At 63.8% G+C, this 26,578-nt stretch carries 25 protein-coding genes and 1 tRNA gene; 16 read left to right on the plus strand and 10 right to left on the minus strand.

Features of this window, described 5'->3' with window-relative positions; all coding sequences use genetic code 11:
• Positions 1 to 114: 114 nt before the first annotated feature.
• A complete protein-coding gene (locus E1956_RS08235; protein WP_134748159.1) occupies positions 115 to 423 on the minus strand; it encodes a hypothetical protein in 309 nt (102 codons plus the stop codon).
• A gap of 175 nt (positions 424 to 598) precedes the next feature.
• Between E1956_RS08235 and E1956_RS08240 the strand changes: the two genes are divergently transcribed.
• From E1956_RS08240 to E1956_RS08265, 6 genes are all read left to right on the plus strand, one after another.
• Entirely contained in the window at positions 599 to 1,435 is an 837-nt protein-coding gene (locus tag E1956_RS08240; protein ID WP_134750452.1) for an ABC transporter permease, read from the plus strand.
• Positions 1,432 to 2,223, plus strand: coding sequence for an ABC transporter permease (locus E1956_RS08245; RefSeq protein WP_134748160.1), 792 nt, complete (start codon positions 1,432 to 1,434; stop codon positions 2,221 to 2,223). The genes E1956_RS08240 and E1956_RS08245 overlap by 4 nt, the downstream gene beginning before the upstream one ends.
• Positions 2,224 to 2,242: 19 nt before the next feature.
• Entirely contained in the window at positions 2,243 to 3,310 is a 1,068-nt protein-coding gene (locus E1956_RS08250) for an ABC transporter ATP-binding protein (RefSeq protein ID WP_134748161.1), read from the plus strand.
• Between the two features lie 223 nt (positions 3,311 to 3,533).
• Positions 3,534 to 4,667, plus strand: a complete 1,134-nt coding sequence (locus E1956_RS08255; protein ID WP_134748162.1) for a porin — start codon at positions 3,534 to 3,536, stop codon at positions 4,665 to 4,667.
• Between the two features lie 81 nt (positions 4,668 to 4,748).
• Entirely contained in the window at positions 4,749 to 5,858 is a 1,110-nt protein-coding gene (locus E1956_RS08260) for an ABC transporter substrate-binding protein (protein WP_134750454.1), read from the plus strand.
• A gap of 202 nt (positions 5,859 to 6,060) precedes the next feature.
• Positions 6,061 to 6,927 (plus strand): LysR family transcriptional regulator, encoded by an 867-nt coding sequence (locus tag E1956_RS08265; RefSeq protein ID WP_134748163.1) that lies wholly within the window; start codon positions 6,061 to 6,063, stop codon positions 6,925 to 6,927.
• A gap of 103 nt (positions 6,928 to 7,030) precedes the next feature.
• Here E1956_RS08265 and E1956_RS08270 read toward each other — a convergent pair whose 3' ends face one another.
• Positions 7,031 to 7,636: a TetR/AcrR family transcriptional regulator gene (locus E1956_RS08270; RefSeq protein ID WP_167759985.1), complete on the minus strand. Its 606-nt coding sequence runs from the start codon at positions 7,634 to 7,636 to the stop codon at positions 7,031 to 7,033.
• A 265-nt stretch (positions 7,637 to 7,901) separates the two neighbouring features.
• Between E1956_RS08270 and E1956_RS08275 the strand changes: the two genes are divergently transcribed.
• Positions 7,902 to 9,026 (plus strand): Rieske 2Fe-2S domain-containing protein, encoded by a 1,125-nt coding sequence (locus E1956_RS08275; protein ID WP_134748165.1) that lies wholly within the window; start codon positions 7,902 to 7,904, stop codon positions 9,024 to 9,026.
• Positions 9,027 to 9,039: 13 nt separating this feature from the next.
• Positions 9,040 to 10,776 carry an FAD-binding protein gene (locus tag E1956_RS08280; RefSeq protein ID WP_134748166.1) on the plus strand — a complete coding sequence of 579 codons (1,737 nt, stop codon included), beginning with the start codon at positions 9,040 to 9,042 and terminating at the stop codon, positions 10,774 to 10,776.
• A gap of 320 nt (positions 10,777 to 11,096) precedes the next feature.
• Here E1956_RS08280 and E1956_RS08285 read toward each other — a convergent pair whose 3' ends face one another.
• On the minus strand, positions 11,097 to 11,852 hold the full coding sequence (locus tag E1956_RS08285) for an SDR family NAD(P)-dependent oxidoreductase (protein ID WP_134748167.1): 756 nt from the start codon (positions 11,850 to 11,852) through the stop codon (positions 11,097 to 11,099).
• 45 nt (positions 11,853 to 11,897) lie between these two features.
• Positions 11,898 to 12,461 (minus strand): VOC family protein, encoded by a 564-nt coding sequence (locus tag E1956_RS08290; RefSeq protein WP_134748168.1) that lies wholly within the window; start codon positions 12,459 to 12,461, stop codon positions 11,898 to 11,900.
• A 241-nt stretch (positions 12,462 to 12,702) separates the two neighbouring features.
• Here E1956_RS08290 and E1956_RS08295 point away from each other — a divergent pair, with 241 nt between their 5' ends.
• On the plus strand, positions 12,703 to 12,945 hold the full coding sequence (locus E1956_RS08295; RefSeq protein WP_134748169.1) for a hypothetical protein: 243 nt from the start codon (positions 12,703 to 12,705) through the stop codon (positions 12,943 to 12,945).
• Positions 12,946 to 13,022: 77 nt separating this feature from the next.
• On the opposite strand, the gene E1956_RS08300 is transcribed toward E1956_RS08295, so the two are convergent.
• Positions 13,023 to 13,235 (minus strand): hypothetical protein, encoded by a 213-nt coding sequence (locus tag E1956_RS08300; protein ID WP_134748170.1) that lies wholly within the window; start codon positions 13,233 to 13,235, stop codon positions 13,023 to 13,025.
• A gap of 342 nt (positions 13,236 to 13,577) precedes the next feature.
• On the opposite strand from E1956_RS08300, the gene E1956_RS08305 reads away from it, so the two are divergent.
• Positions 13,578 to 14,210, plus strand: a complete 633-nt coding sequence (locus E1956_RS08305) for an AbiU2 domain-containing protein (protein ID WP_167759986.1) — start codon at positions 13,578 to 13,580, stop codon at positions 14,208 to 14,210.
• Between the two features lie 577 nt (positions 14,211 to 14,787).
• Here E1956_RS08305 and E1956_RS08310 read toward each other — a convergent pair.
• A tRNA-Pro gene (locus E1956_RS08310) sits at positions 14,788 to 14,864 on the minus strand.
• Between the two features lie 256 nt (positions 14,865 to 15,120).
• Here E1956_RS08310 and imuA point away from each other — a divergent pair.
• The 3 genes from imuA (at position 15,121) to E1956_RS08325 (ending at position 21,280) form a co-directional block, all read left to right on the plus strand.
• Positions 15,121 to 15,990, plus strand: coding sequence for a translesion DNA synthesis-associated protein ImuA (gene imuA / locus E1956_RS08315; RefSeq protein ID WP_134748172.1), 870 nt, complete (start codon positions 15,121 to 15,123; stop codon positions 15,988 to 15,990).
• A complete protein-coding gene (locus E1956_RS08320) occupies positions 15,875 to 17,518 on the plus strand; it encodes a Y-family DNA polymerase (RefSeq protein WP_418789252.1) in 1,644 nt (547 codons plus the stop codon). Before imuA ends, E1956_RS08320 begins: the two co-directional genes overlap by 116 nt.
• 90 nt (positions 17,519 to 17,608) lie before the next feature.
• Positions 17,609 to 21,280 carry an error-prone DNA polymerase gene (locus E1956_RS08325; protein WP_418789253.1) on the plus strand — a complete coding sequence of 1,224 codons (3,672 nt, stop codon included), beginning with the start codon at positions 17,609 to 17,611 and terminating at the stop codon, positions 21,278 to 21,280.
• Positions 21,281 to 21,347: 67 nt separating this feature from the next.
• Here the strand turns inward: E1956_RS08325 and E1956_RS08330 are convergent, their stop codons facing one another.
• Complete coding sequence (locus tag E1956_RS08330) at positions 21,348 to 22,265, minus strand: dTDP-4-dehydrorhamnose reductase family protein (RefSeq protein WP_134748174.1); 918 nt, start codon at positions 22,263 to 22,265, stop codon at positions 21,348 to 21,350.
• Positions 22,266 to 22,278: 13 nt separating this feature from the next.
• Positions 22,279 to 22,485, minus strand: a complete 207-nt coding sequence (locus E1956_RS08335) for a heavy-metal-associated domain-containing protein (RefSeq protein WP_134748175.1) — start codon at positions 22,483 to 22,485, stop codon at positions 22,279 to 22,281.
• A 154-nt stretch (positions 22,486 to 22,639) separates the two neighbouring features.
• Between E1956_RS08335 and cueR the strand changes: the two genes are divergently transcribed.
• The 3 genes from cueR (at position 22,640) to E1956_RS08350 (ending at position 24,084) form a co-directional block, all read left to right on the plus strand.
• Positions 22,640 to 23,056: a Cu(I)-responsive transcriptional regulator gene (gene cueR, locus E1956_RS08340; RefSeq protein WP_134748176.1), complete on the plus strand. Its 417-nt coding sequence runs from the start codon at positions 22,640 to 22,642 to the stop codon at positions 23,054 to 23,056.
• 337 nt (positions 23,057 to 23,393) lie between these two features.
• Positions 23,394 to 23,540 carry a DUF3563 family protein gene (locus tag E1956_RS08345; protein ID WP_084688587.1) on the plus strand — a complete coding sequence of 49 codons (147 nt, stop codon included), beginning with the start codon at positions 23,394 to 23,396 and terminating at the stop codon, positions 23,538 to 23,540.
• 238 nt (positions 23,541 to 23,778) lie between these two features.
• On the plus strand, positions 23,779 to 24,084 hold the full coding sequence (locus tag E1956_RS08350; protein ID WP_232071057.1) for a hypothetical protein: 306 nt from the start codon (positions 23,779 to 23,781) through the stop codon (positions 24,082 to 24,084).
• Positions 24,085 to 24,213: 129 nt separating this feature from the next.
• On the opposite strand, the gene E1956_RS08355 is transcribed toward E1956_RS08350, so the two are convergent.
• Positions 24,214 to 25,059 (minus strand): 23S rRNA (adenine(2030)-N(6))-methyltransferase RlmJ, encoded by an 846-nt coding sequence (locus E1956_RS08355; protein WP_134748178.1) that lies wholly within the window; start codon positions 25,057 to 25,059, stop codon positions 24,214 to 24,216.
• 356 nt (positions 25,060 to 25,415) lie between these two features.
• Positions 25,416 to 26,387 carry a potassium channel beta subunit family protein gene (locus E1956_RS08360; protein WP_134748179.1) on the minus strand — a complete coding sequence of 324 codons (972 nt, stop codon included), beginning with the start codon at positions 26,385 to 26,387 and terminating at the stop codon, positions 25,416 to 25,418.
• Positions 26,388 to 26,578: the final 191 nt, after the last annotated feature.

Consider the following 26,578-nt stretch of genomic DNA (forward strand, 5'->3'; position numbering starts at 1 on the left):
AGTTTTTATATTTATTTGAGCTCTAATAGGATTTAAATTTTCATCGCACTTCATTCAATCCTTTGATTCTAGAGAATTGATGGAGTGAACTCATTATTTTGCCGCCATCGCTTTTCAGGATTTTATGGAAAGCGATGGTGGCGCTTGCGCTTTAATACTTGATTCCGATAATTTCGTGGCGTAATTGAATGATGTCATTAAATTGCAATGCCTGAAGAATAATATTAGCCTTGATTTGTGGAGTGCGGTGCCAGCACGAAAATATGCAGTGACATTATTTTTCATGGAATGAGAGTGTGTTGTAAGGGGTTTGAAGTCGCCCGGCACGCGCCCCAGAAAATCAAAATTTATATCCACAGAATCAGTCGGGCTATGGTAGTAAGTTTGTTTTCTTTCCGCTTTCGATTCAATAAAATTTCCCATGTGATTTCGTCGCCAATCTTCAGGTGGCTCAAATGCAATGTATTAAATAAGGCATGCTAAATAAGGATTGGCGATGATCGGTTTCCTTAAAATGAAATCAACCCGTATGGAGGGCTGCGGTTTTCGCGGCGAGGCGCAGTCGTATCGCGCACCGGTCCGGGGACTCGCGCGCGAAATGGGCAACTGGATTGGGGTGCTTCCGTTCTTCATTTTTGCCCTGCTGTTCCTGATCCTGCCGACCGGCTTTCTCATCGTCGGTGCGTTCCAGGATCCGCAAGGCCACTTCACACTGGCCAATTTCCGCGAGCTCCTTCAGCCTGCGGTGCTGGACGCCTACTGGATCAGCTTCAAGGTGAGCGCAGCGTCAGCAATCGGCGGCGCCGTGATCGGCTCGCTGCTAGCGTGCGCGGCAATGCAAGGCAAATTGCCGGGCTGGATTCGGCCCACGTTGATGACGTTCTCCGGCGTCGCCTCGAATTTTGCCGGCGTGCCGCTCGCGTTCGCGTTCATCTGCACACTGGGACGCGTCGGTCTCGTGACCGTATTGCTGAAGAAGTATCTCGGCTTCAATCTGTACGCGACAGGCTTCAGCGTGCTGAGCTTCTCGGGATTGACGCTGACTTACCTGTATTTCCAGATTCCCCTGATGGTGCTGATCGTCATGCCCGCGCTCGACGGCCTGAAGCACGAATGGCGCGAAGCCTGCGACTGCCTCGGCGGTACGGCTTTCCAATACTGGCGCCACGTTGCACTGCCGGTGTTGTGGCCGAGCGTGCTCGGCGCGACGCTGCTGCTGTTCGCCAATTCGTTCGGTGCGGTTGCCACCGCTTATGCGTTGACCGGCAGCTCGCTGAACATCGTCACGATCCTGCTGTACGCGCAGATTCGCGGCGACGTGATGCACAGCCAGAACCTGGGCTACGCGCTCGCGCTCGGCATGGTGCTCGTGACGGGGCTATCGAACGGCGGCTACATCTGGCTTCGTTCACGCGCTGAAAGGGGGCGCCGATGAAAAGCCAATCGCGTGCGGGTGCGTGGATCGTGATGATCGCCGGTTCACTGTACTTTCTGATTCCGCTGCTTGCTACCTTCGAGTTCAGCCTGCGCATGAAGCGCAGCGTGTACAGCTTCGAGGCGTATAGCGTGGTGCTGAGCGATCCACAGTTTCAGGCCTCGTTCGGCTATTCGATCCTGATGGCGGTGCTGACGATCATTGTCGGTGTGTTGCTGGTGGTGCCGACTGCCTGTTACGTGCAGTTGCGATTGCCAAAATTGCGGCCGGTCGTCGAATTCATCACGCTGTTGCCGCTGGTGGTGCCGGCGATCGTGATCGTGTTCGGCTATCTGCGTATCTATAACAGCGGTTCGATTTTGCCGCTCACCGGCAACGAACGCGCGACCGATCTGCTGCTAGTGTTCGGCTACGTGACGCTCTCTCTGCCGTACATGTATCGCGCGGTCGACACCGGTTTGCGCGCGGTCGACGTGCGCTCGCTGACCGAAGCCGCTGAATGTCTCGGCGCGAGCTGGCCAACGATTCTGTTCAAGGTGATCTTCCCGAATATCCGCTCGGGCATCCTGTCCGGCACATTCCTCACTTTTGCGGTGGTGATCGGCGAGTTCACGCTGGCGAGTATGCTCGACCGCCCGGCGTTCGGCCCGTATCTGCAGTTGATCGGTGCGAACCGCGCGTACGAACCGTCGGCGCTCGCGATCATCGCGTTCGTGATGACGTGGGTGGCGATGGGGCTCATCCAGGTATTCGGCTCGGCGCGCGCGTTTGGCGGCCGTAAAATTTGACGGACTGAGGCTGTAAATCATGGCATTCCTTGAGATCGAAAATCTGCATAAGGCTTTCGGGGCGAACACGGCGCTGCACCATTTCGACATGAAGGTCGAACGCGGCGAATTCATCACGTTCCTTGGTCCGTCCGGCTGCGGCAAGACCACGGTGCTGCGGATGATTGCGGGTTTCGAAGCGCCCACGCGCGGCGTCATCCGGCTGGATAACAAGGACGTGACGCATGTCCGTACGCGTCAGCGCAATGTCGGCATGGTGTTTCAGTCGTATGCGCTGTTTCCGAACATGACGGTCGCCGAGAACATCGGCTTTGGACTGAAGATCGCGCACCGTCCGCAGGCGGAGATCAGCAGACGCGTCGAAGAGATGCTGCAGCTGATCAAGCTGCCTCAGCTCGGCGGGCGTTATCCGTGGCAGTTGTCGGGCGGTCAGCAGCAGCGCGTGGCGCTGGCGCGCGCGCTGGCCGGCAAGCCCCAGGTGCTGCTGCTCGACGAACCGCTCTCCGCGCTCGACGCGAAGATCCGCATTGCGTTGCGGCAGGATATTCGGGCGTTGCAGCGTGAGTTGGGTGTCACGTCGATTTTCGTCACGCACGATCAGGAAGAGGCGCTGTCGATTTCGGACCGCATCGTGGTGATGAACGAGGGGCGTATCGAGCAGATCGGCTCGCCTTCGGAGATCTACAACTATCCGCGCACGCGTTTTGTTGCGTCGTTTGTTGGCACGCTGAATATTCTCACGGGACATGTGATCGACCCGAAGGTCGGCAAGATGGTCGTCGACGGTCAGGAACTGACCACCTCGCAACAACTGCCGGCGGATGACGCGGGCAAGCAACGCATGCTGGCGCTTCGGCCCGAAGCGATCGTGCTGGAGCCGGCCGCACCGGGCCGCAACACGCTGAGCGCAATCGTCGAAGAAGTGAACTTTCTGGGCGCGGTGGTGCGCATCAGAACCCGCGTGAAGGATGCGGTAATTTCACTCGACGTGTTCAACGATCCGAATCGAGGCTTGCCCGAACGCGGTCAACCGGTGTCGCTGAGTTTCTCGCACGAGAATCTGCTGGTGCTGGAGGGCGCGCACTAAGCACTTGGCGAGGAGCCGGCTCGATACGAGAACACGGAATCCGGCAATCGTTTGATTAACCACCGTACACGGCGGCACGCCGTGACGGTCAAGAACAGGAGCCTGAAGCACACGGCACACTTCAAACGTGAAGTCGGGCTGTTAACGCGCTTAAAACCACACGTGCGATGCCAATGCGCTGGCATTTATAAAAACAGGTCAACGAAATAGCAAGGGTGATAAATTGAATCGTAAAGAAATATTTGGAGTACTAATAACATTAGGGGTCTTTGCGGCAAATGCACAAGCGCAAAGCAGCGTCACGTTATACGGGGTTATCGATGCGGGGATTACGTATGTGAACAACACGGGCGGATCGCACGTCGTGAAGTTCGACGATGGCGTGGCCTACGGTAACCGCTGGGGTGTTAAAGGCGTTGAAGACCTGGGCGGCGGACTCTCGGCGATTTTCGCCCTGGAAGACGGTTTTCACCTTGGGACCGGCAAGCTGGCTTTCGGCGGCGCCGAATTTGGGCGGCAGGCGTATGTGGGTTTGAAGAACCAATGGGGCACGCTGTCGCTCGGCAATCAACTCGACATGACCAATGAAATGGTGTCGAGTTACAACATTTCGGCATGGGGCAGCGGCTACGCCATTCATCAGGGCGACTTCGATCGCATGAACGGCGACCGGCTTCCGAACGCCTTGAAATTTGTGTCGAATGAATTTGGGGGATTCAAGTTCGGTGGCATGTATTCGTTCGGCGGCGTCGCCGGCGATTTCCATCAGAACAGCGCGTACAGCCTGGGCGCGCACTACGCAAACGGCTCGTTCACGATGGGCGCGGCCTATACGCAATTGAACAATCCGTCCGGCATCTACGCCTTCGATCCGTACGCGATGATCGGCACGAGCACGTTCCTCGGCCGCCCGACCATCAGCGTCAATCCCGGCACCGGTGCGATTACGGATCTGTATTCGAGCACCTCGTTCGCGGTAGACAAGCAAGGCACTTTCGGCGTGGGCGCCAGTTACGCGATCGGCAATGTCACGTTGAACGGTAATTATACGTACACGACGATCAAGGCGTACGGCAACTCATCGCATATGCAGGTGGGTGAGGGCGGGGCGATCTGGCAGATCACGCCCGCATTGAGCGCCGTGGGTGGTTACCAGTACACGAGCTTCGAAGCGCACCACTGGAATCAGGGCACGCTCGGGCTGCATTACCTGCTTTCGAAACGCACGGATGTGTATGTCTCGGGTGACTACCTGAAGGCGTCGAATGGGGTGAATGCGGTGATCGGCTATAGCTTTACCCCGTCCACGACCAGCACGCAGTCCGACGTGCGCATCGGCATGCGGCATTCGTTCTAAGCCACGCTGTGAATCGATCCGGGTGAAGTGCAATCGGAAAACGTATTTTTTAGGTGGAGAAACAGTATGAGCAGCAATTGGATGAATCGTCTGAGCGTCAGGATCATCGGCCTCTCCGTAGTGGGCGCGGCAAATTTGTTTGGCGCGGCGACAGCATCGGCCGAGCCTTCTGCGCAACTGGTTGCGGCAGCGAAGGCAGAAGGTCAACTGACGCTGATGGCGTTGCCGCGCGAATGGTGCAATTACGGGGAGATGATTGACGGCTTCAAGGCGAAGTACGGTATTGCGATTAGCGATCTGAATCCGGATGCCGGGTCGGGCGACGAGATTGAAGCAATCCGGGCAAACAAGGGCAATCGCGGCCCGCAAGCACCGGACGTGATCGACGTGGGCCTGTCTTTCGCGCCGAAGGCCAAGGCTGAAGGGCTGCTCGCACCGTACAAGGTTTCCACCTGGAGCACCATGCCGGCGCAGACCAAAGACGCGGATGGCTACTGGTACGGTGATTACTACGGCGTGCTGTCGTTCGAAGTCAACTCGGATCTGGTCAGCAAGGTGCCGACGGACTGGGCCGACCTGCAGAAACCTGACTACGCGAACGCGGTGTCGCTGGCCGGTGACGCGCGAGTGTCGAATCAGGCCATCCTTGGGGTGTTTGCCGCCGGCCTGTCGAGCGCGCATGGCGATATTTCCAAAGCGGGCGAGGCAGGTTTGCAGTACTTCGCGCAACTCAACAAGAGCAGCAATTTCGTGCCGGTGATCGGCAAACAGGCGACGCTCGCACAGGGTACGACGCCGATCATTGTGCGCTGGGACTATAACGCGCTGGGCGATCGCGATTCGCTGAACGGCAACCCCAAGGTGCAGGTGGTGGTGCCGAAGAGCGGTGTCGTGGCGGGCGTGTACGCCCAGGCGATTAGCGCGTACGCGCCGCATCCGAACGCTGCCCGGCTGTGGATGGAGTACCTGTATTCGGATCGGGGCCAACTGACGTGGCTGAAGGGATATTGCCACCCGATTCGCTTCAATGACCTGATGGCGAATCATAAGGTGCCTGCCGATATTCTGGCGAAATTGCCGCCGGCGGCTGCTTACGAGAAGGCCGTATTCCCAACCGTCGAGCAGCAGGATAGCTTTAACGCCGTCATCACCAAGCATTGGGATCGGGTGGTGGGCGCGAACGTCAAGTAAGCCCGGGGGAGGTCGAGGCGGTGACAAGGGGGCTACCCGCACCTTTCGTGACGGCCCAAACCTCCCACGAGTCCATCGTGAATGCTATCTTGCGGCGTGCGACAGGAATGCGCACAGATCAGCGCCCGGTGTCCGGGATTGGCAACCGTAGGCAAGCTGTGGAAATAGTGTGCCTGTTGTGTGTCGTGAGATTTGAATTCGGATGAACAAGCCTGCTATTCACCTGCCGCCCCTCGAGTGGGTTCGCGTCTTCGAAGCTGCCGGACGTCTCGGCAGCTTTACCGCTGCGGCGAACGAGCTCGGCTTGACGCAAGCCGCGGTGAGTCAGCGCATTCGTAACCTGGAAGTGCGGCTCGGAGCGCCGTTGTTTGACCGGCAAGCTCGTGGCGTCTCGTTGTCCATGCAGGGAGAGGCGTGGCTGCCGCACATTCAGGCCGCGCTGGCGCAATTGTCGAGCAGCACGGCGAACCTGTTCGAGTCGCCGCGCCGGAAGATCACCATTGCCGCGTCCGCATCGATCATCGAACTGTGGATCGCACCGCGACTTGCACGCATTGCCGCTGCGCTGCCGAGCGTCCAGCTCACGTTCGAAACGGTGCAACGGCTGCCCGACTACGCGTTGGCGGATGCCGACTATGAGATCCGGTTTGGCGACGGCCACTGGCCCGAACGGGCTGCGAAGCGGCTGTTCCAGGAAGAGCTCGCTCCGCTCGCAGCGCCAGCGTTACTGGGCAACGAAGCGGAGCGCTGGGAGCGCCTGCCGTATATCGCGACATCGGGGCCAAGGGTGGGCTGGCGTGACTGGTGTACGGTGAACGGGACTTCGTTGCCCCCGGTGCCTTTATTGCGCTTCGATACCTTTGTGTTCGCATTGCGGGCAGCGGAGGCTGGCGCGGGTATCCTGCTCGGTTCGCTTCCGCTCTGCCGATTCTCGATCGAAACGGGGCGGCTCCAGCGACTGACGGAGAACACGCTGCAGATGGAGAGCAGTTATTGGGTCACCTGGCGGGCCACGGAGCCCGACTATCCAGAACGTCAGACGTTGATTCGCTGCCTTACGGAATCGTGACCAGGCGCGAGAACTCGGCATTGCGCGCCAGTCGGAGTTGCGGCTGCTCGTGTTCCGCAGCTTGCTTTAGGGCCTGTTGCCGGTGTGAACAGGCCTTCGCGCATCACGCCGCTTTCGCCTTGCGTTTAGGCGCGGCCGGCGGCTCGGCCGGCTCGCGGCCGAACGTCCAGAGCATGCGCATTTGCGCGCGCAGCGCGGGCTCTTCCACGGGGACCAGACAATACGCGAGCCCGATACGGCTGATCAGCGCGATGATGTCGGCGAGCGGCGGGACCTGCGCTCCACGCGCGGCGACGTACTGGCGGTAAGGCTTCTCCAGCACGCGTTGCCACATGGGCGCGATGTCCTCGACGATGTAGCCGAACACCTCCGTCGACACGCTCTTGGCCAGGTAGTTGTGATGAAAGCCGCCGTGATGGCGGTCGCGGTATCGCACGGCAAAGCACACACAGGCCTCGCAGTAGGCCTCGAAGTCGTCTTCGAGGTCGGCCAGGCTGCGCTGCATCTCTTCGAAGAACGCGCCGTTCTCGACGCTGATCACCCCCTGGATCAGTTCCTTCTTGGTGCCGAAATAGCGGTACAGCGTGCGGCGCGAAATGTTCGCGCGCCGCGCGACGTCGTCGATCGAGAAGCCGTCGACGCCCTGTTCGATCATCGCATCGAGGGCCACGCGCAGGATCACGCTGCGCGCGTCGTTCGCGCTATCCATTCTGCTGGCGTCTCCCCAGCGCAATTGCCGATCCATATCCCGTCCTGTCCTGATCCATCGATTGAACACCTTGCGGGGCAATTTTCTCACGGGATGGCACAGAAATGGAATTTGTGCCATCATGCGTCACAAATTACGACTTTTGTGACATAGCACCGAAGCCAGGCCACCGGTCGCATCCGGTCGGTGGCGGCTGGCGCTTTCGCGGGCGGCGCCCGGCAATCAGGATGCCGAATCTTGCCCGCACCCACTCGAGGAGACACTCATGGCCGATTCCACCGTGCTCGATGGCAAGCACGCCGTTCACAAGATTCACGCCGCGCCCATCGAGGAGCGCTATGCGCGCGGCTGGCACTGCCTGGGCCTCGCCGACGACTACCGGGACGGCAAGGCGCACGGGCTGTCGATCTTCGGCACGCGCGTGGTCGTGTTCGAGGGCGAGGACGGGCAGTTGCGCGTGCTCGACGGCTACTGCCCGCACATGGGCGCCGACCTCGGCCAGGGACGTATCGAGGGCGACACGGTGGTGTGCCCGTTCCACGGCTGGCAGTGGGCCGCGGACGGCAAGTGCGCGGCCATTCCGTATTCGCAGCGGATCCCACCGAAGGCGCGCATCAAGGCCTGGCCGGTGATGGAACAGAACCGGCTGCTGTTCGTGTGGAACGACCCGGAAGGGAACGCGCCCGATCCCGCGGTGGAGATCCCGAAGATCAACGCGTGTTTCTCCGATGCCTGGAGCGACTGGGCGATCGTCAAATGGGTGATCAACACGAACTGCCGCGAGCTGATCGACAACCAGTCGGACATGGCGCACTTCGGGCCGGTCCATGGCGCGCCCATCGACTATTTCTGCAATACGTTCAGCGGCCACGTGGCGTATCAGAAGTTGCGCGGAGGCAGCCCGCGGCTTGCGGGCGACGGCGGCTTGACGGCCGATTCCGCCTACTTCGGTCCGGCCTACCACGTCACGCTGATGACCGGGGAGGCGCAGGGGCAACCGATCAAATCGGTCCTGCTCAACAGCCACGTGCCGATCGACACGAACAGCTTCGAGCTGCGCTTCGGCGTGATGGTCGAGAAGAACCCGGCGCTGACCGAGGAGCAGAACCGCGCGATGGTGGAAGGCTATGTGCAAGCCGCGCAAGCCGCTTTTCGCGAGGACGTGGCGCTTTGGGACACCAAGACGCGCGTCGACAATCCGCTGCTGTGCGAAGGCGACGGCCCGATCTACCGCCTGCGCGAGTGGTATCGGCAGTTCTATACCGACGTGGCCGCGCTGCCCGCGCAGCGCGCGGCTGTCGAGGTGCACGAGTACCGCCGCGAGGACGCGGGCTGGCGCAAGCGACCCGACGTGCCGGCCGAGGCCGTGAGCCGTCTTTCCACGATCTGAGGCGAGGACCATCATGCACGACGATCGACTTGATCCGCTCACGGATGCCACTTACGACGTGGTGGTGGTCGGCTCCGGCGCGGGCGCGATGACGGCGGCCCTGCGTGCGCGCGATCAGGGCCTGTCGGTCCTCGTCGTCGAGAAGAGCGCGGTGTACGGCGGCACGACGGCGGTGTCCGGAGGCGGCATCTGGATTCCCTGCAACGACCAGATCGCCGCGCTCGGCGGCAGCGATTCGTATGACGAAGCAATCACCTATCTGCGTGACGTCGTGGGCGAGGACTTCGACCCGAAACGTATCGACGCGTATCTCGAGAACGGGCCGAAGATGGTCGGCTGGCTCGCGAAGCACGCGCAGACGCACTTCCACGCGGTGCCGCGCTATCCCGACTACTACCCGGACCGCAAGGGCGGCAAGCCCGGCTACCGGACGATGGAGCCGGCGGCCTTCGACGCCGCGCGCCTGGGCGAGCACTTCGACGAACTGCGCGCGCCGTCACCGGCCACGCTAATTGGCGGCCGCATAACGATGACGCAGATCGAAGCGCACACGATCCTCGCCAAGGAGCGCGGCTGGCTGCGCCTGACCGCATGGCTGATGCTGCGCTACGCAACTGACTTCCGCTGGCGCCGGCGCACCTCGCGCGACCGCCGCCTCACGCTCGGCAATGCGCTCGTCGCGAGCCTGCGGGCCGCGCTCGCGCAGCGCGGCATCGAGCTCTGGCTCGGCACGCCGATGCGCTCGCTGCACGTGGACGGCACGCGTGTGGACGGCGTGATCGTCGAGCGCGAGGGCCGCCCATTCGGCATTCGCGCCACGCGCGGCGTGATCCTCGCATGCGGCGGGTTCGAAGCGAATCAGGCGATGCGCGAGCAGTATCTGCCCAAACCCACGCGCGCCGAGTGGAGCGCCGCGCCGCCGATCAACACCGGTGATGGCATTCGCGCCGGGCTCGCGCTGGGTGCCGACACCGCGTTGATGGATTTCGTCTGGGGCGTGCCGACGGTGCGCGTGCCGGGCGAGGAGAAGCAGCGCGCGCTGTTCGTCGAGCGCTCGGCGCCGCGCTGCGTGATGGTCAACCAGCTCGGGCGGCGCTTCATCAACGAATCGGCGCCTTACCCGGACGTGATCCACGCGATGTACGCGGACCATGCGCGCACCCAGGCGAACGTGCCCGCGTGGCTGATCTTCGACGCCGAGTACCGCAAGCGCTATCCATGCGGCGTGCTGCTGCCCGGCAGCGTGCAGCCGGACAGCAAGATCCCGGCCGGCTGGCTCGACAACGTCATCTATCGCGCCGACACGCTGGACGAACTGGCCGCGAAGATCGGCGTCGATGCCGGGGGCCTCGCGCAGACCGTCGTGCAGATGAACGGCTACGCGGCGAGCGGCGTCGATACCGAATTCGGCAAGGGCAGCAATGTGTTCGACCGCTACTACGGCGACTCGTCGTGCAAACCCAATCCGTGCCTTGGGCCGATCGAGCGCGCGCCGTTCTACGCGCTGCGTCTGGACCCGGGCGAGATCGGCACGAAAGGGGGCCTGTGCACCGATGCCCAGGCGCGCGTGCTGCGGCCCGACGGCTCGGTGATCGACGGTCTCTATGCGCTCGGCAACACGACGGCCGCGGTGATGGGCAAGACCTATCCGGGCCCCGGTTCGACGATCGGGCCGGCCATGACGTTTGGCTATGTCGCGGCCAATCACATCGCGGCCACGCGCGTCGAGGCTGAAGCCGTCAGTTCTTGAGCAGGAGTGTGTCGGGCGTTGCGACAGCGGAGTGGCTTTGCGCATCGCCCGGCACTTGAATCGGAGGGAGCTGGTCGTGAGCTTCGATGGGCCGCGTCTTGCGCGTTTCGCGCGCGAGAGGCTTCAACGGTTCCCCATGCCTGTCGCGCACAAGTTGCCGCTTGCCGAAGCCGGGCGTGCACACACGTTGATGGAGCGGGGCGGTGTTGGGGGGAAGATCGTGCTGGTGCCTTGAGTTTGGCCAGCGCGGTTCGTTCACCGTGTTGGCGCGCGACGCGCTCAGGCCGGCATTGCCGGCCTGAGCGCGACAGCGTCGACGATCAGTGGAAGGTCTTGCCGGCCAGCAAGCCGCCATCGACGATGAATTCCGAGCCCGTGCAGTAGGAGGACGCGTCGGAGGCGAGGAACAGCGCGAGATCGGCCACCTCCTCGGGACGGCCGATACGCGCGATCGGCAGCGAGTTGTAGATCGCGGACGGTTCGAAGTCGGCGTATTCGGGCGGCCGTGCCATCGCGGTATCGATGCCGCCCGGATGGATCGAATTGACGCGAATGCCAAGGTGGCCCAGCTCGAGCGCGGCAGACTTGGTCATGCCTCGAACGGCGAACTTGCTGGACGTGTAGGCCGTGCCGCCCGCGATGCCTTCCATGCCCGCCGTGGATGAAACGTTCACGATCGAGCCGCGGCCCGCCTTCTTCATGGACGGCAGCACGGACTTCATGCCAAGCCAGCAGCCCACCTGATTCACGTTGATGACCTTCAGGTAGTCGTCGAGCGAGCACGATTCCAGCGGCGCGAGCTTGAGGATGCCGGCGTTGTTGACCAGCACGTCGATGTTGCCGAAATGTTTTTCGGCGACTTGCACGGCGGCTTCCCATTGTTCCGGGCGTGTGACGTCCAGGTGCTGGAAGATCGCGGAGCCTTGCAGCTCATTGGCTAGACGCTCGCCGTCGGCATCCAGCACGTCGGCAATTACCACGCGTGCGCCTTCGGCTGCGAACAGTCGTGCTTCTGCAGCACCCTGGCCGCGTGCGCCGCCGGTGATCAATGCCACTTTGCCTTCCAGACGCTTCATCTCGATGTCTCCTGTTGTGAAATGTGTTGTGTTGTTCGTGGGGTGTCAGGGGTGTTCGGCGCTCGTGGTGTCGCTTGTTGCGTCGCTCATTGCGTCGATGACGTGGATCGGATTGGTGCCGTCCCAGTCGCGCGCGGCGGCGATGCCTTGCTGGATCATTTCGCGCATCCCGGCGCCATGGATGACCTCATAGCGGACACCGGGTTCGGATGCGTCTTCGAAATACGCGACTCGCGTTGCTGGGTTGCTTGCTTCGAACACCATTTGTAGGCCGTCGACGGTCATGAGTTTGATCGCGGCGTCGATGTCGTCGACCACCCAGGCTACGTGGTGCATGCCGAGGATCGGTTGGCCTTGAGCGTCACGGTAGGGGGAGGCGCTGTTGTTGGTGGCCTGGATCAGCTCGATCTGGGTATCGCCTTGATAAGCGAGGCCTACGTTCATCGTGACTGTGACGGGTTGGTTCAGGTAATGCCCTTGGAGAGTGACATTGCGGAAGACCATCCAGGGGCCTACGCCAAGCTGTGTCAGCCAACGTTCGATGCTCTGGTCGAGGTCGCTCACCAGATAGCCGATCTGGTCGATCGTGCCAAAACGTGCCTTTTTCATTTCGTCTCGCCCGTGGTGCTATGTCGCAAAAATAGGATTTGTGACGTAATGATGGCACAGATTTGTGGGTTTGTGACGTTGGGGTTGGGAGGCTTGTTAGCCTTAGGGACGCTGACGATATGGAGGCTCAGAAAGGCGTCACTGCGTCGAGCCGAATTTCATAGCTAGCGGGTGGGAGGCGGGCAGTCCGATCTTTGCTCCCTGAGAGCGGCGGCAGCGGTGGTCATTCCGGGACATCCTCGTGGTTATGCGCGGCGTGAAGATCGGCACCGCCCCGCACAACCGCGACCTCGCCGAGGCGCTGCATGCTACGGGCTGGCGCTGGGAGCGCGACCGGCGCGACAGAACGCACTGCCTTCGGTCGTGGTGGTATCTGCCCAGTGTAATGCCCGCCATCGATGCGCCAGTGCTGCACCCCGATTCGGTCAAGCGGCCGCTCCGCAAGCCGCGCAAGTTCGATCACGTTGCGCTGCCGCACCCGTAGGACTACCTACAGGCAGCACGCGCTACGCCGTTGTTTTGAGCCGAATGGGTTGTTTGGCAACGAAAGCCACGCTTCTCCTATCTGCGGTAGAGAGTTCCGTCGAACTCGTCGCCATCAATAAGTACTCGGATGGAGCCATCTCGGACATTTTTCAGGATCTGCACATCCGGCATGTAAGCGTAGTGGTAGTCGTAACTGGAGCAGACAAAAACCAGACCGTCAGTAAATGCGATGCGACGGTCGAAGTTACATCCATTGAATTCCCCGCTCACCTGCGTTTCTTCGATCACCCCGTACCCGTGCCGTGCAAGTTGCTCAAGGTCGGATCCATAGGCAGCTGTCGCCGCACAAAAAAATCAATGCACTCGCAAGAATCGATGCTTTCATGAGTCATGCCTCACTTCTGCGCCGTCAGGCACGTCACGCCGTACTTGGCACCAATCGAGTTGCATATGAAACGAGCGTCATATACGACGGAGGGAATGTTCGGCTGTCCGTTGAACGCAACGATCGTTATTGAATCGTCGTAAGTTGAAGTCGGAATCATCGCCCCGCCGTACGTCGTCGAGTGCGCCGTCCCATAAAACGAATTCCCCGCGACACTTCCGTTAGCGGTCGAATACGTTTGGGTCATGCTCCATGAGAGCTGGAAACCGACCGTATACGACGAAAGCCTTCAGGCGCGAATGGGGAATTCATACGCCACCCACACATTTCACATAGTACGGCACGCACTTCGACGCGAAATGCTTCTGGCGCTCATGCGAATTTGGGATACGAACAAGCAGGCGCTTCGAATGAGTGCCATTGCTGACAAACTGAAAAAGGTCGAATTCTTCAACGATCTTGTGGTCGTCCGGGCTAAAAGCAGAGGTTCATCAACGATCGATATGAGGAGCGCACTTGAGCCGAAGAGGGATAAGATCGTTGAACTGGTTCAAAAGTATTCAGCAAACGGTGACGGTTTCGCTGTATTCGAACGGGTCAAGACGCTGCGCCACGAACGACTGGCGCACCGACAGATAGGTCCGACACGGATGAAGCCGACAGATGCGGATGGCGCAAATGTCCCTGACAAGGAAATTGAAGTCTTCCACAACGACACTGTTGAGATTGTTCGGCTGCTGCTTAGCGTGGTACACGCTACCGCGTTTGATATTGCTTCGGATGGTGCGGGGGTCTACGAACACCACGCCAAGTTCTTTTGGGCGGCAGCGCGCGGAGAACAGACTGAGGGACATCCAAGCTACATGCCACCGGCCTGATTTGGCAATCGAAACTTCATCTGGCTAGCTAAGATCATTCGCCCGAGGGCGAACATGCATAGCGCCGAAGAAGCAAAAAGCATGGTCAACTCGGAGGTCACCGGGTCCGATCGGGACCGTATCACTGCCTTTCTCGCGCCGTAAGGCCAGCAAGTCGAGCGATGCGCCGAGTTGACGGTGCAAGTGATGATGAATTGGCAAGCGTTCGACGAGGCAGCGAGGCAAGATGAAAAGCGCGGGCGTATCACTCCCCATCACGCTCCGATTCCGCGTCACCGGTCGCAGCCAAACCAGCAGCTTGCAACATCGCAGTAGCGGCCGTCTCCATTGAATTCCGAACCGGCTCCATTCAGAGGCGTGCATAGATCGCCGTCGTCTGCGTCGATTTGTGGCCAAACGACCGTCCGGTCACCGATAGATTCGACCGGTCCAGACCTGAGCATCTTCGTTCGTTAGAGATTGATTGAGGCCATTGATGTCCGGCCTCGTTCGGGTGATTTTCCGGTAATGCAACGGTAACGGCGACGGAAAAGAAAAAGGGGTTACAGGCCAATGGCTTGTAACCCCTTGATTTCTTTGGTCGGAGCGATAGGATTCGAACCTACGACCCTCTGATCCCAAATCAGATGCGCTACCAGGCTGCGCTACGCTCCGACGAATCGTGGATTGTAGCGTTTCGTGGCATGCGCCGTCAAACCCCGGTTTGAAAACTTTTCTTCCGGACACCAACGCGCACGAACGCACGCGCACCAGTCACTCTCCCCACCGACACAACGCTTCCCAAAATCCCACCAGATACTGTATAAATATACAGGTAGCGGCGCGGCGTTTCACACCACGCCAACCACCCCGTCATGCCCCGTTTTCGTGTTGGGCAGGGCGACCTATTCCCTTTTTCCAGAGCGCAACCATGGCAGCACTCCAGCTTGCGCCGCTCACCGCGCACCTGCCGCCCCGGCTGCAAAGCCGGGTCTGGCAGGGCGACCAGCTCGCGCACGCGGGCGAGCGCACGGTGGCGAGCGGCCACACCGCGCTCGACGCCCAGTTGCCCGGCGCGGGCTGGCCCGCGGGCAGCCTGACCGAGCTGCTCGTCGAGCAGGGCGGCATCGGCGAGATGCGGCTCGTCGCACCCGCGCTGCGCACGCTCACCGCGCAGGCGGGGCGGCACGTGCTGCTCGTCGCACCGCCGTGGCAGCCGTACGCGTGCGCGCTCAAGGCGTGGGGCATCGCGCTCGAGCGCCTGATCTGGGTGCGCGCGAGCGAGGACGAAGCACCGTGGGCTGCCGAGCAGGCGCTCAAGCAGGACGGCATCGGCGCCGTGCTGCTCTGGCAGCCGAAGGCACGCGCCGACGCCCTGCGGCGTCTGCAGGTCGCCGCGCAGGATTCGCAGTCGCTGGCGTTTCTCATGCGGCCGCCCGCTGCGCGCAATCAGTCGTCGCCGGCGCCGCTGCGCATGGTCTGCACGCCGGTGCCGCCGCCCGAGGACGCGCGTCTGAACCGTCGTGAATGGATGCAGCTCACCGCCGTGTCCGTCGATATTTTCAAGCGTCGCGGGCCGCCGCCCGCCCAGCCACTCGTCATCACTTTGCCGCTGCAGGAGTCGGTGCTGCCCCAGCCGGGCGCATTGCCGACCGCGCCGTGGCCCGGGATCAATCATGTTGTGGATCGCCGTCACCTTGCCGTTGTTGCCGCTGGAGGCCGTGAGGCCACTCGTGCCGCTCACGTCACTCATGGCGCCAACGTCGCCGGTGTCGGCGTCCCTGCCGGCCAGTCGACCTGATGAGGCCGCGGGACAGGACGCGCGCTGCTTCGCGCTCGCCGATCACGCGCGCATCCTGATCGCCGATCTCGATGCGTTCCGTCTCGGCGTGCAGCCGGGCAGCACGCGCGCCCATGCGCTTGCGCTCGCGCCGGGGCTCGCGTTGCTCGAGCCCGACCCGGCGCGCGAGACGCGCGCGTTCGAGGCGCTCGCGCTCGCGCTGCTCGCCTACACGCCGAAGGTGTCGCTCGCGCAGTCGCATACGCTCCTGCTCGAGGTCGGTTCCGGGTTGCGTCTTTTCGGCGGCGTGCGCGCGCTGCTCGCCAAGGTGGCGGCCACGGTAGCCAGTTGCGGCCACGCCGCGCGCATCGCCTGCGCGCCCACGGCCTGGGGCGCGTGGACGCTCGCGCAGGCGCGCGCGAGCGCCGGGGCGCACGCGGCGCGCCGCTTTCGCGTGCTCAAGGAAGCCACGCTCGCGCGCGCGCTCGACGCGCTGCCGGTCGCGCTCGCGCCGTTCGCCGCGCAGCACGAGCAGGCGCTCACGCAAATCGGCTGCGCGACGCTCGGCGATTTGCGGCGGCTCCCGCGCGACGGCATCGTGCGCCGTTTCGGCGACGGCGTGCTCGCCTGGCTCGCGCAAGCGCGCGGCGAGGCGCCCGATCCGCGCGCCTGGTTCGCCGCGCCGCCGTCGTTTCACGCGTCGCTCGAATTGCAGGCGCGCGTGGAGAGCGCCGAGGCGCTGCTGTTCGCCGCGCGCCGTCTCGTGATGCAACTGGCCGGCTGGCTTGCCGCCCAGCACGGCGCGCTGAGCGGCTTCGAGCTGCGTCTCGAGCACGAGCTGGCGTCGCGCCACGCGCCGCGCACGTCGAGCCTCGCGCTCTCGTGGGCCGCGCCTTCGCGCGATGCCGAGCATCTGCTGTGGCTGTTGCGCGAGAAGCTCAATCAGACCGAGCTGGCCGCGCCCGTGATCGGCCTCGCGCTCGTCGCCGATCAGGTGAGCGCCTACGCGCCGCCCACGGACACGCTTTTTCCCACGCCCGAGGCGTCGGACGCGTCGCTCGCGCAGCTCTTCGAGCGCATCGGCGCGCGCATCGGCGAGCAGAACGTGCTGCAGCTATTCGTCGAGGACGATCACCGGCCCGAGCAGGCGATGTCGGCGCGCACGTATCGAGCGGGCGCGCGCCGGACGGCCGCGCGCAAGCCGCGCACGTCGCACGATTCGCGCAAGGCGAACGGTTCCTCCGATGCGCAGCAAGAAGCCGCGCCCGTGCAGACGGCCTTCGATCTGCCCGAGGTGCCGCTGCCGTCGCAGCCGCGCCCGGCATGGCTGCTCGAAAAGCCGCTCAAGCTGATGGTGCGCAACGACCGGCCGGTTTATCGGCGCCCGCTCAAGACGCTCACGCGCACCGAGCGCATCGAGGCGGGATGGTGGGACGGCGAGGGCGTCGGGCGCGACTACTATGTCGCCGCCGACGACCAGGGGCGCATGTTCTGGCTGTACCGCGAGCGCATTGGCGGGCAGTGGTATTTGCAAGGACTTTTCGGCTAACGCCGCTTCATCTTCAGCATCATGTCGAACAGCGGGACAGGCGCATCGTTGCCTGCGCAACCTTCTTCGCCGGGTTCGGGGTCCGGGCATCTGCCTGGGAATTTGCCTGCGCATTTGCCCGCGCATTTGCCCGATTACGCGGAGCTGCACTGCCTGACCAACTTCACGTTCCTGCGCGGCGCGTCGCGTCCGAGCGAGCTGGTCGAGCAGGCGATCCGTCACGGCTACCGCGCGCTCGCCATCACCGACGAATGCTCGTTCGCCGGCGTCGTGCGCGCGTATAGCGCGCTCAACGAATACGACGAGGCACGCAAGAAGGCGCACGACGAAGCCGTGCGTGAGGCACGCGCGCTGGGCGCGAAGCACGGCGCGTATCTGGACAAAGCGCTGGAAAAAGCGCCGGGTAAAGCGCCGGGTAAAGCGCCGGGTAAAGCGCGGGCCGAAGCACAGGCCGAAGCCGCCGTGGCGGCGCTCGGTCCGTTCGTGCCATCGTTGCATCTGCTGATCGGCAGCGAGCTGAATCTCGTCGATGAAAACGGCGCGCCGTTCTGCACGCTCGTGGCGATTGCGATGAACCGCGAGGGCTACGGCAATCTGTGCGAGCTGATCACGCTCGCGCGCTCGCGCGCGGATAAAGGCCAATATCGCGTGCGTCCGTCCGACTTCACCGATCCCGAGCCGGACTTCACGCATCTGTTGCACTTGCGCGATTGCGTGCTGCTGCTCGTGCCGCAGCGCGCGGCCACGCTCGCGCAGACGCTGCGCGCCGCGCACTGGCTCGCGGGCTTCGCAGCCGAGCGTGCATGGCTTGCGCTCGAGCTCTGGCAAACGGGCGGCGACGACACGCAGATCGAAGTGCTGCGCCACGTCTCGCAGGAAAGCGGTCTGCCGCTCGTCGCGGCGGGCGGCGTGCTGATGCATGCGCGCTCGCGCAAGCCGCTGCAGGACACGCTGAGCGCGGTGCGGATCGGCAAGCCGCTCGCCTCGTGCGGCCGCGCGCTGGAGCCGAATGCGGAGCGTCATTTGCGCTCGCGCGTGCGGCTCGGCGCGCTGTATCCGCGCGATGCGCTCGATGCCACGCTCGAGGTCGCGCGTCGCTGCACGTTTTGCCTGAGCGAGCTGGCCTACGAGTATCCCGAGGAACTCGTGCCCACGGGCGAGACGCCCACTTCGTGGCTCGAAACGCTCGTGATGAAAGGCGCCGCCGAGCGCTGGCCCGACGGCCTGAACGAGAAGCGCAGCAATCAGATCGAAGAAGAGCTCAGGCTGATTGGCGAGCTGAAGTACGAAAAGTATTTCCTGACCGTGCACGACATCGTCCGCTTTGCACGCTCGCAGAACATTCTGTGTCAGGGGCGCGGCTCGGCGGCGAACTCGGTGGTCTGCTACTGCCTCGGGATCACGGAGATCGATCCGGTGCGCATGAACATGCTCGTCGCGCGCTTTCTGTCCCGCGCGCGCAACGAGCCGCCCGATATTGATGTCGACTTCGAGCACCAGCGGCGCGAGGAGGTCATCCAGTACATCTACCGCAAATACGGCACGCGCCGCGCCGCGCTGGCCGCGACGCTCATCACGTATCGCTCGCGCAGCGCGCTGCGCGACGTGGGCAAGGCGCTGGGTCTCGACAACGCGCTCGTCGAAAAGCTCTCGGGCGCGCATCAGTGGTGGGACGGGCCGGATTCGATCGCGAATCATCTGGCGGAAGCGGGCTTTTCGCCCGACTCGCACGTCACGCAGCAACTGATCCGCCTCACGCGCGAGCTGCGCGGCTTTCCGCGTCATCTCTCGCAGCACGTGGGCGGCTTCGTGATCGCGCGCGACAAGCTCTCGCGCCTCGTGCCCATCGAAAACGCGGCGATGAAGGACCGCTACGTGATCGAATGGGACAAGGACGATATCGACGCGCTGCGTCTTCTGAAGGTGGACGTGCTCGCGCTCGGCATGCTTTCGGCGATCCGGCGCTCGCTCGAATTCGTCGCGTTGAGGCGCGGGCTGCCGGCGTATCGCGTGCAGGACATTCCGTCCGAGGATCGGGCAGTCTACGAGATGTGCTGTCACGCGGACACGGTCGGCGTGTTCCAGATCGAGTCGCGTGCGCAGCAGAGCATGTTGCCGCGTCTGCGTCCGCGCGAGTATTACGACCTCGTGATCCAGGTGGCGATCGTGCGGCCCGGGCCGATCCAGGGCGACATGGTGCATCCGTATCTGAAGCGCAGGCATGGCGAGGAGACGGTCGAGTACGCGAAGGAGGCGTTGCGCCCGGTGCTCGAGCGCACGCTGGGCGTGCCGATCTTCCAGGAGCAGGTGATGCACCTCGCGATGGTCGCCGCCGATTACACCGGCGAGGAAGCCGACAAGCTGCGCCGCGCGATGGCCGCGTGGCGGCGCGACGGCGATCTGCGGCCCTATCAGGACGACCTCAAGCGCCGGATGTTGAACAAGGGCTATACGGAGGAGTTCGCGAACCGCATCTGCAAGCAGATCGAGGGTTTCGGCGACTACGGCTTTCCGGAGAGCCATGCGGCGAGCTTTGCGCTGCTCGTCTACACGAGTTCGTGGCTCAAGCGCTACGAGCCGGCCGCGTTTCTGGCAGGACTGCTGAATAGTCAGCCGCTCGGGTTCTATTCGCCGTCGCAGCTCGTGCAGGATGCGAAGCGGCACGGCGTGAAGGTGCGCGCGCCCGATATCGCGCTGAGCGACTGGGCGTCCGTGCTGGAGGTGCGCGACCGGCCGGGCGTGCGGCTCGATGCCGGTGGCGCGCCCGAGCGTTGCGCCGAGGTGGCGCATTACCGCGCGCTCTTGAGGGCCGCCGCGTTCGCACTCGCGCGGGAGCGCAGCGGCGCGATGGACGGCGGAGCCGGGCGTGGGGGCCGGCGTGGGGACGGGCGTGGGGACGGGCGTGGGGGCGGGCGCGGCACAGAGCATGGCGATGGGCATGACGATCGGCGCGGACGCGATGGCGGGCGAAAGCGGCCTCGCCCATTCATGCACGGCCTCAAGCGCATCGTGCGCGCGGCGCTCGAACTCGCGCCCCGGCATTACGGACGCCGAGGCCCGGCGGTGCGCCTGGGCTTCAGCCTCATCAAGGGGTTTTCGGAGGCCGCCGCGCAGCGTGTGATGGCCGCGCGTGCGCAGGCGCCGTTCGTCGACGTCGACGATCTCGCGCGCCGTGCCGCGCTCACGCGCCGCGAGCTGGAGGCGCTCGCGGCGGCCAATGCGCTCGCGAGCATCGCCGGGCACCGGCGCGAGGCGTGGTGGGCCGTGACCGCGCAGCACGCGGTGCCCGCGCTATTGCGCGACGCGCCCGTGGCCGAGGCGCGGCTCGAATTGCCGCGCGCTTCGGAGGGCGCGGAGATCGTCGCCGATTACGCGAGCCTGCGTCTCACGCTCAACCGCCATCCGCTCGAACTGCTGCGGCCGGGGCTGGCGAAGCAGCGCTTTCGCAGCGCGGCGCAACTGACGCAATGCCGTCACGGCATGCTCGCGCGCGTGTGCGGCATCGTCACGGTGCGGCAGCGGCCCGGCACGGCGAAGGGCACGATCTTCGTCTCGCTAGAGGACGAGACCGGGTCGATCAACGTGATCGTGCACGCGGCGCTCGTGGAGTCGCAGCGCAAGGAGTTGCTCGGAGCGTCGCTGCTGGCGGTGGCGGGCGTCGTGCAGCGCGAGGGCGAGGTCGTGCATCTGGTCGCGCATCGGCTCGAGGATCACAGCCGGCTGCTCGGGCGGCTCGCGACCGAGAGCCGCGATTTTCATTGAAGCGGGGTGCGGGGCGGTGGGCACCGCCGTCATGCCGCGCACCCGGCGGTTGCTGCTTGCCTGACCCTTACGGCGCCGCGCTGTCGCGCGCGAACGCGTCGAGCACCGCGAGAATGCCCGCGTCGAAGGGCGTGCGCCGGCCGATCCCCAGCGCTTCGAGCCGCCCCGAGTCGAGATGGCAATCGCGCGGACGCGGCGTCGCGTCCGCGGGCGCCGTCTGCGCGACGAGTTGCGCCTCGATACCGAGCGCGCGCGCAATGCGCTGCGCGATGTCGTACTTGGTCATCGGCTCGTCGCCGGACCACTGCGCGATGCCGCGCACCGCGTTGCCGTCCGCGCAGCGCGTGAGCAGCTCGCGAATCACGAACGCGACGTCGGGCGTGAAGGTGGGGTAGCGCGTCGCCCAGGCGTCCATGACCGCGGGTGCGGCGGCCGCCTGCGCCGAAGCGCGGATCGCCGGCACGAGACTCGTCACCGCTGACTCCTGCCAGTCGACGATCGGCCCATACAGCAGCGGCAGGCGCAGCACGAGCGCGTCGTCGGTGGTGTCGAGCAGTGCGCGCTCGCCTTCGAGCTTGCTGCGGCCATAGGCGTTGAGCGGGTTCGGCGCGGCATCGGGCAGATAGGGCGGATGCGTGCCGTCGAACACATAGTCGGTGGAGATCGACAGCACCCACGCGCCGCGCGCCTTCGCCGCGGCGGCGACGCTGCGCACGGCATCGACATTGAGCGCGCGCGCCGCGGCCGGATCGTGCTCGCACACGTCGGGGCGGCGCTCGGCGGCGGCGATCACGATGGCGTCGGGCGCCTCGCTGGCAACGAATGCCTCGACCGCGCGCGCGTCGCGTATGTCTAGCGCCACTTGCCCGGCGGCCACACGGCTAAATCCGGTGGGCACCACCTGCCAGCCCGTCTCGACCGCAAGCTCGCGCCCGAGCGCGCGCCCGAGCAGCCCGGATGCACCTGCTACGACAACCTTGAACATGGCGCGCCTCGCGTCAGGCGCTGGCCGTGCCCGTGACGGTATAGCCCGCCTCGTCGATGGCGGCCTTGAGCACATCGGCGCTCTGCCGGGACTCGACGCTCACGCGGCCCGCGGCCAGATCGATCTCGACCTTCGCGGCGGCATCGTGCTCGTGGATCGCGCGCGTGACGGCGCCGACGCAGTGCTGGCAGCTCATGCCTTCGACGTTGAACTGGATCATGGTGGTTTCCTTTTTAAAGAGAACGAACGGAACGAATAAGGAGCAGATGAGGCCGTCGCCGGATTATGCCAGTGGGCATGCGGCGAGGGCGCTGGACCTTCCCATCATGGGAAGGTGTAGCATCGAAGAATCGAATGTAACGCAGGAGAGCAGCATGAATATCGGCGATGCGGCGCGCGAATCGGGCGTCACGGCGAAAATGATCCGCTACTACGAGAGCGTCGGCCTGCTTGCGCCTAAGGGGCGCACCGAGTCGGGCTACCGCATCTACGGCATGGAGGAGGTGCACGCGCTGCGCTTTATCCGTCAGGCGCGGCGCCTGGGCTTTCTCGTCGACGATATCCGGCGCCTGCTCGCGCTCTGGCACGACCGCTCGCGCGCCAGTGCCGAAGTCAAGGCCATTGCGCTCGAGCACGTGGCGGAACTCGACCAGCGCATTGCCGAGCTTACGCAGATGCGCGACACGCTCGGTCATCTGGCGGCCCACTGCCACGGCGACGAGCGGCCGGACTGCCCGATCATCGAGCGCCTCGCCGACCCGCAGCCGCTTGCCCACGACGCCCAAGCCTGAGCTTGAGCCCGCCGGCGATGCGAAGCCCGCGCGGAGCGAGGCAGGGCGGTGCAACCCGCGCTGGCAAATTGTCGCAACTTTTGCGAAGAGACGCACAATCCTGGTGCATTGTGACGCACGATATACGCAGGTTTGCAGAGGTTTCAGCGAAATATTCCAACAAATCATGATGTTGCCTGAAGCATCGACGATGCACCATTCCAGAATGGAATGCACACTATTCGATCAATTCACTAGCAAAGTTGGGTGCAACCGTTATAATGCGGGTTATCCCTTACGAGGGTAATCCCTGATGCAAATCCACCGGGGATACATCTGATCCTTGGAGAACATCATCATGTTTGCATACCTTCTTGAAAAGCTGAGCAACTGGTTCGAAACTGCAGAGCGTCGCCGCCGCGAAGCGTATCTCGCGACGTCGGCAGACCTCGTGCAACTCGAACAGCGTATCCGCACGATCGAATCGAACGGCTACTCGCGATAAGCAGTCCGCAGACCTCTGCACTGCCCCAAGCCCCGCATCTGGCGGGGCTTTGTCATTTCTGGGCCGGTTTTGAGCTGCCGCGATGCGCACGCCATGCAGTCTGAACCTTGCCATCGCGGTAAGGTAAAGTCTTTTTTGCGACAAGCCGATATAAGACTGGAGTCGCATTCATCGGGGGCCGTTCATGAAGTCAGATCGCTTATTCCGCCGCGCGGGTTCCGGATGGAGGCGTCACGCGGTGTTGGCTGGCAGCGTCATGGCGCTGGCGCTGGCGAGCGCTGGCGCGCACGCGTCCGGGCAGCCATTGATTCTGGATACGCAGCGAGGCATCAGCGATGGACAGTCAGGCACGGTGCTGCAAAACGCACCGCTTTCGCCCGAACCGATGGTGCAGATGAAGTCGTTGCCCACGCTGAACGGAACGGGCACGGACGGCTCGCAGGTGCCGATCATCGTCGAGCCGTATGTGCAAGTGCCCGGTGGGGGTGGACGGCCGCCGAGGCCGTCGCCGCAACCGCTGCAACATTCCGCGCCGCCGCAGTAATTGCGGCACCTGCGCGCCGCGGCCACGCTCGAGCCGGCGCCGTCAGGGCGGCGCGGTTAATGTGGCGCCGATAAGGTGGCGCTCATAAGGTGGCGCGGTTAAGGCCGCATTGCGCGGCCGCCGCGCGCTTCAGTCGCCGCGCGATTCGATCTTGAACTGCGCGCCCTCGCCCTGGCCGAGCGTCTTGACGAGCCAGGGCATGACTTCCTTGAGGGTGGCCGCGAGCGTGTAGGGCGGATTCAGGATGAACATGCCGCTGCCATACAGGCCGAAGCCGTCTTCCGGCGGCCGGCTGACCGAGAGCGTGACGTGCAGCCAGTTCTTTTCCTGGAGGCGCTTCAACTGCTCGGGAAAGCGCTGCGACTCGGGCCGCGTGACCTGCGGATACCAGACTGCGTACGTGCCGGTGGCGAAGCGCTCGAGACCGTCCTGCACGCACGCGATGGTGCGTGAGTAGTCGCGCTTGTCTTCGAACGAAGGGTCGATCAGCACGAGCGCGCGGCGCGGCGGCGGGGGCAGGAGCGCCTTGACGCCGTCGAAGCCGTCGCCCGCATAGATCATCACGCGGCGGCCCGCATCGCGAAAACGGTGGCGCAGCACGTCGATCTCCGTGCTGTGCAGTTCAAAGAGCCGCATGCGGTCCTGCTCGCGCATCAGCCGCCAGGCGAGATAGGGCGAGCCGGGATAGAAGCGCAGCTCGCCGTCGGGATTGAGCGCCGCGACTTCGTCGACGTACTCGGCGAGCATCGCCGGCAGGTCGGTGCGCCCCCACAGCTTGCCGATGCCGGTGTCGAACTCGGCGTTCTTCGTGGCGTAGCCTTCGCGCAGCGCGTAGGCGCCCGCGCCCGCATGGGTGTCGATGTACCAGTACGCCTTGTCCTTCTTGCCGAGGTAGTTCAGCAGTTGCACGGTGACGGCGTGCTTGAGGACATCGGCGTGATTGCCGGCGTGAAAGGCGTGACGGTAGCTCAGCATGATGGGGCGGACGCGAGGTCGGTGGCGATCGAAAATGCGGACAATGCGCGCAAGCGGGTATGAACGGTTACGAGCATGCCGCGCGATTGCAGATGATACGAAAACGGCGGCGCACCGAACCATTCGCGCGCCGCGTGCGAATCGCGCGGACGGCCCGATAAAGCATGCGGCGCGCCGGCGAGGCCGCGTATTGTACAGCGCCCCGGCGCCTGGGCTTCGCGCTCCGGTGCGGTTGGGCGTGATCCCGCGTGATTGAGCGCGAGTCGACACGCTCAAGTGCGCTTCGATGCGACCGGGCACGACCGCGCGAGCTTGCCGGCAGCGCCGCCCGGCCCGCGCCGTGCGTCTCAGTGCGCTCAGTCGTAGTTCTCGCCGACGATCGCCTCGATCTGCTCCTTCACCTCCGGCGTGATTTTTTCCGCCACGTCGCGCGCCACCATGTTTTCGCCGATCTGCTCGACGCGCGACGCGCCGGTGATCACCGTGCTCACATGCGGATTCTTGAGAATCCACGCGAGCGCGAGCTGGCCCACCGTGCAGTCCAACTCCTTCGCGAACTCTGCTAGCTTGCCGACGATCGCGTTCTTGTCCGCATCGGTGACTTCCTTGCGCAGCCAGTCGTAGCCCTGCAATTGGGCGCGGCTGTCGGATGGCACGCCGCCGCGGTATTTGCCCGTGAGCAGCCCCGAGGCGAGCGGGCTCCAGGTCGTGAGGCCGAGGCCGATGTCCTCGTAGAGCCGCCGGTATTCGTCTTCCACACGGCGGCGGTGGAACAGGTTGTACTGCGGCTGCTCCATCACGGGCTTGTGCAGATGATGGCGCTCCGCGATTTCCCACGCGGCGCGAATTTCGTCGGCGCTCCACTCCGAGGTGCCCCAATAGAGCGCCTTGCCGCGCGAGATTATGTCGCTCATCGCCCAGACGGTTTCCTCGACAGGCGTGTTCGGATCGGGGCGATGGCAGAACACCAGGTCGACGTAGTCGAGCTGCAGCCGCTTGAGCGAGCCGTCGATGGCGTTCATGAGGTATTTGCGGTTGAGCGTGTGATACTGGTTGGGCGCCTCGTTCAAGCCCCAGAAGAACTTGGTGGACACCACATAGCTCACGCGCGGCCAGGCCAGCTCCTTGAGCGCCTGGCCCATGATTTCTTCCGACTTGCCGCCCGCATAGGCTTCCGCGTTGTCGAAGAAGTTGACGCCCGCGTCGCGCGCCGCGGCGAGCGATTCGCGCGCGAGATTGCGATCGACCTGATTGCCATAGGTGACCCACGAGCCGATGGACAGTTCGCTGACTTGCAGGCCCGAGCGGCCCAGTCGCCGATAATTCATGAACGCCTCCTTGTAGAGCGGCCAAACTTAGCATGATCCGCGCGCGTGCGCCGAGCACTTGCGGCGCCGTACAAGCGGTTGTACAGCGGGTCGTACCGCGCGCGCCGATGCGCTGCGGCAATGGCGTGACAGCAGCCTGGAATCTGCGCGCCGCAGTGCCCGGCTCGATGTCCGTGGCGCGCGGCTTCATG

Source organism: Paraburkholderia pallida (assembly GCF_004524855.1).
GTDB lineage: Bacteria > Pseudomonadota > Gammaproteobacteria > Burkholderiales > Burkholderiaceae > Paraburkholderia > Paraburkholderia oxyphila.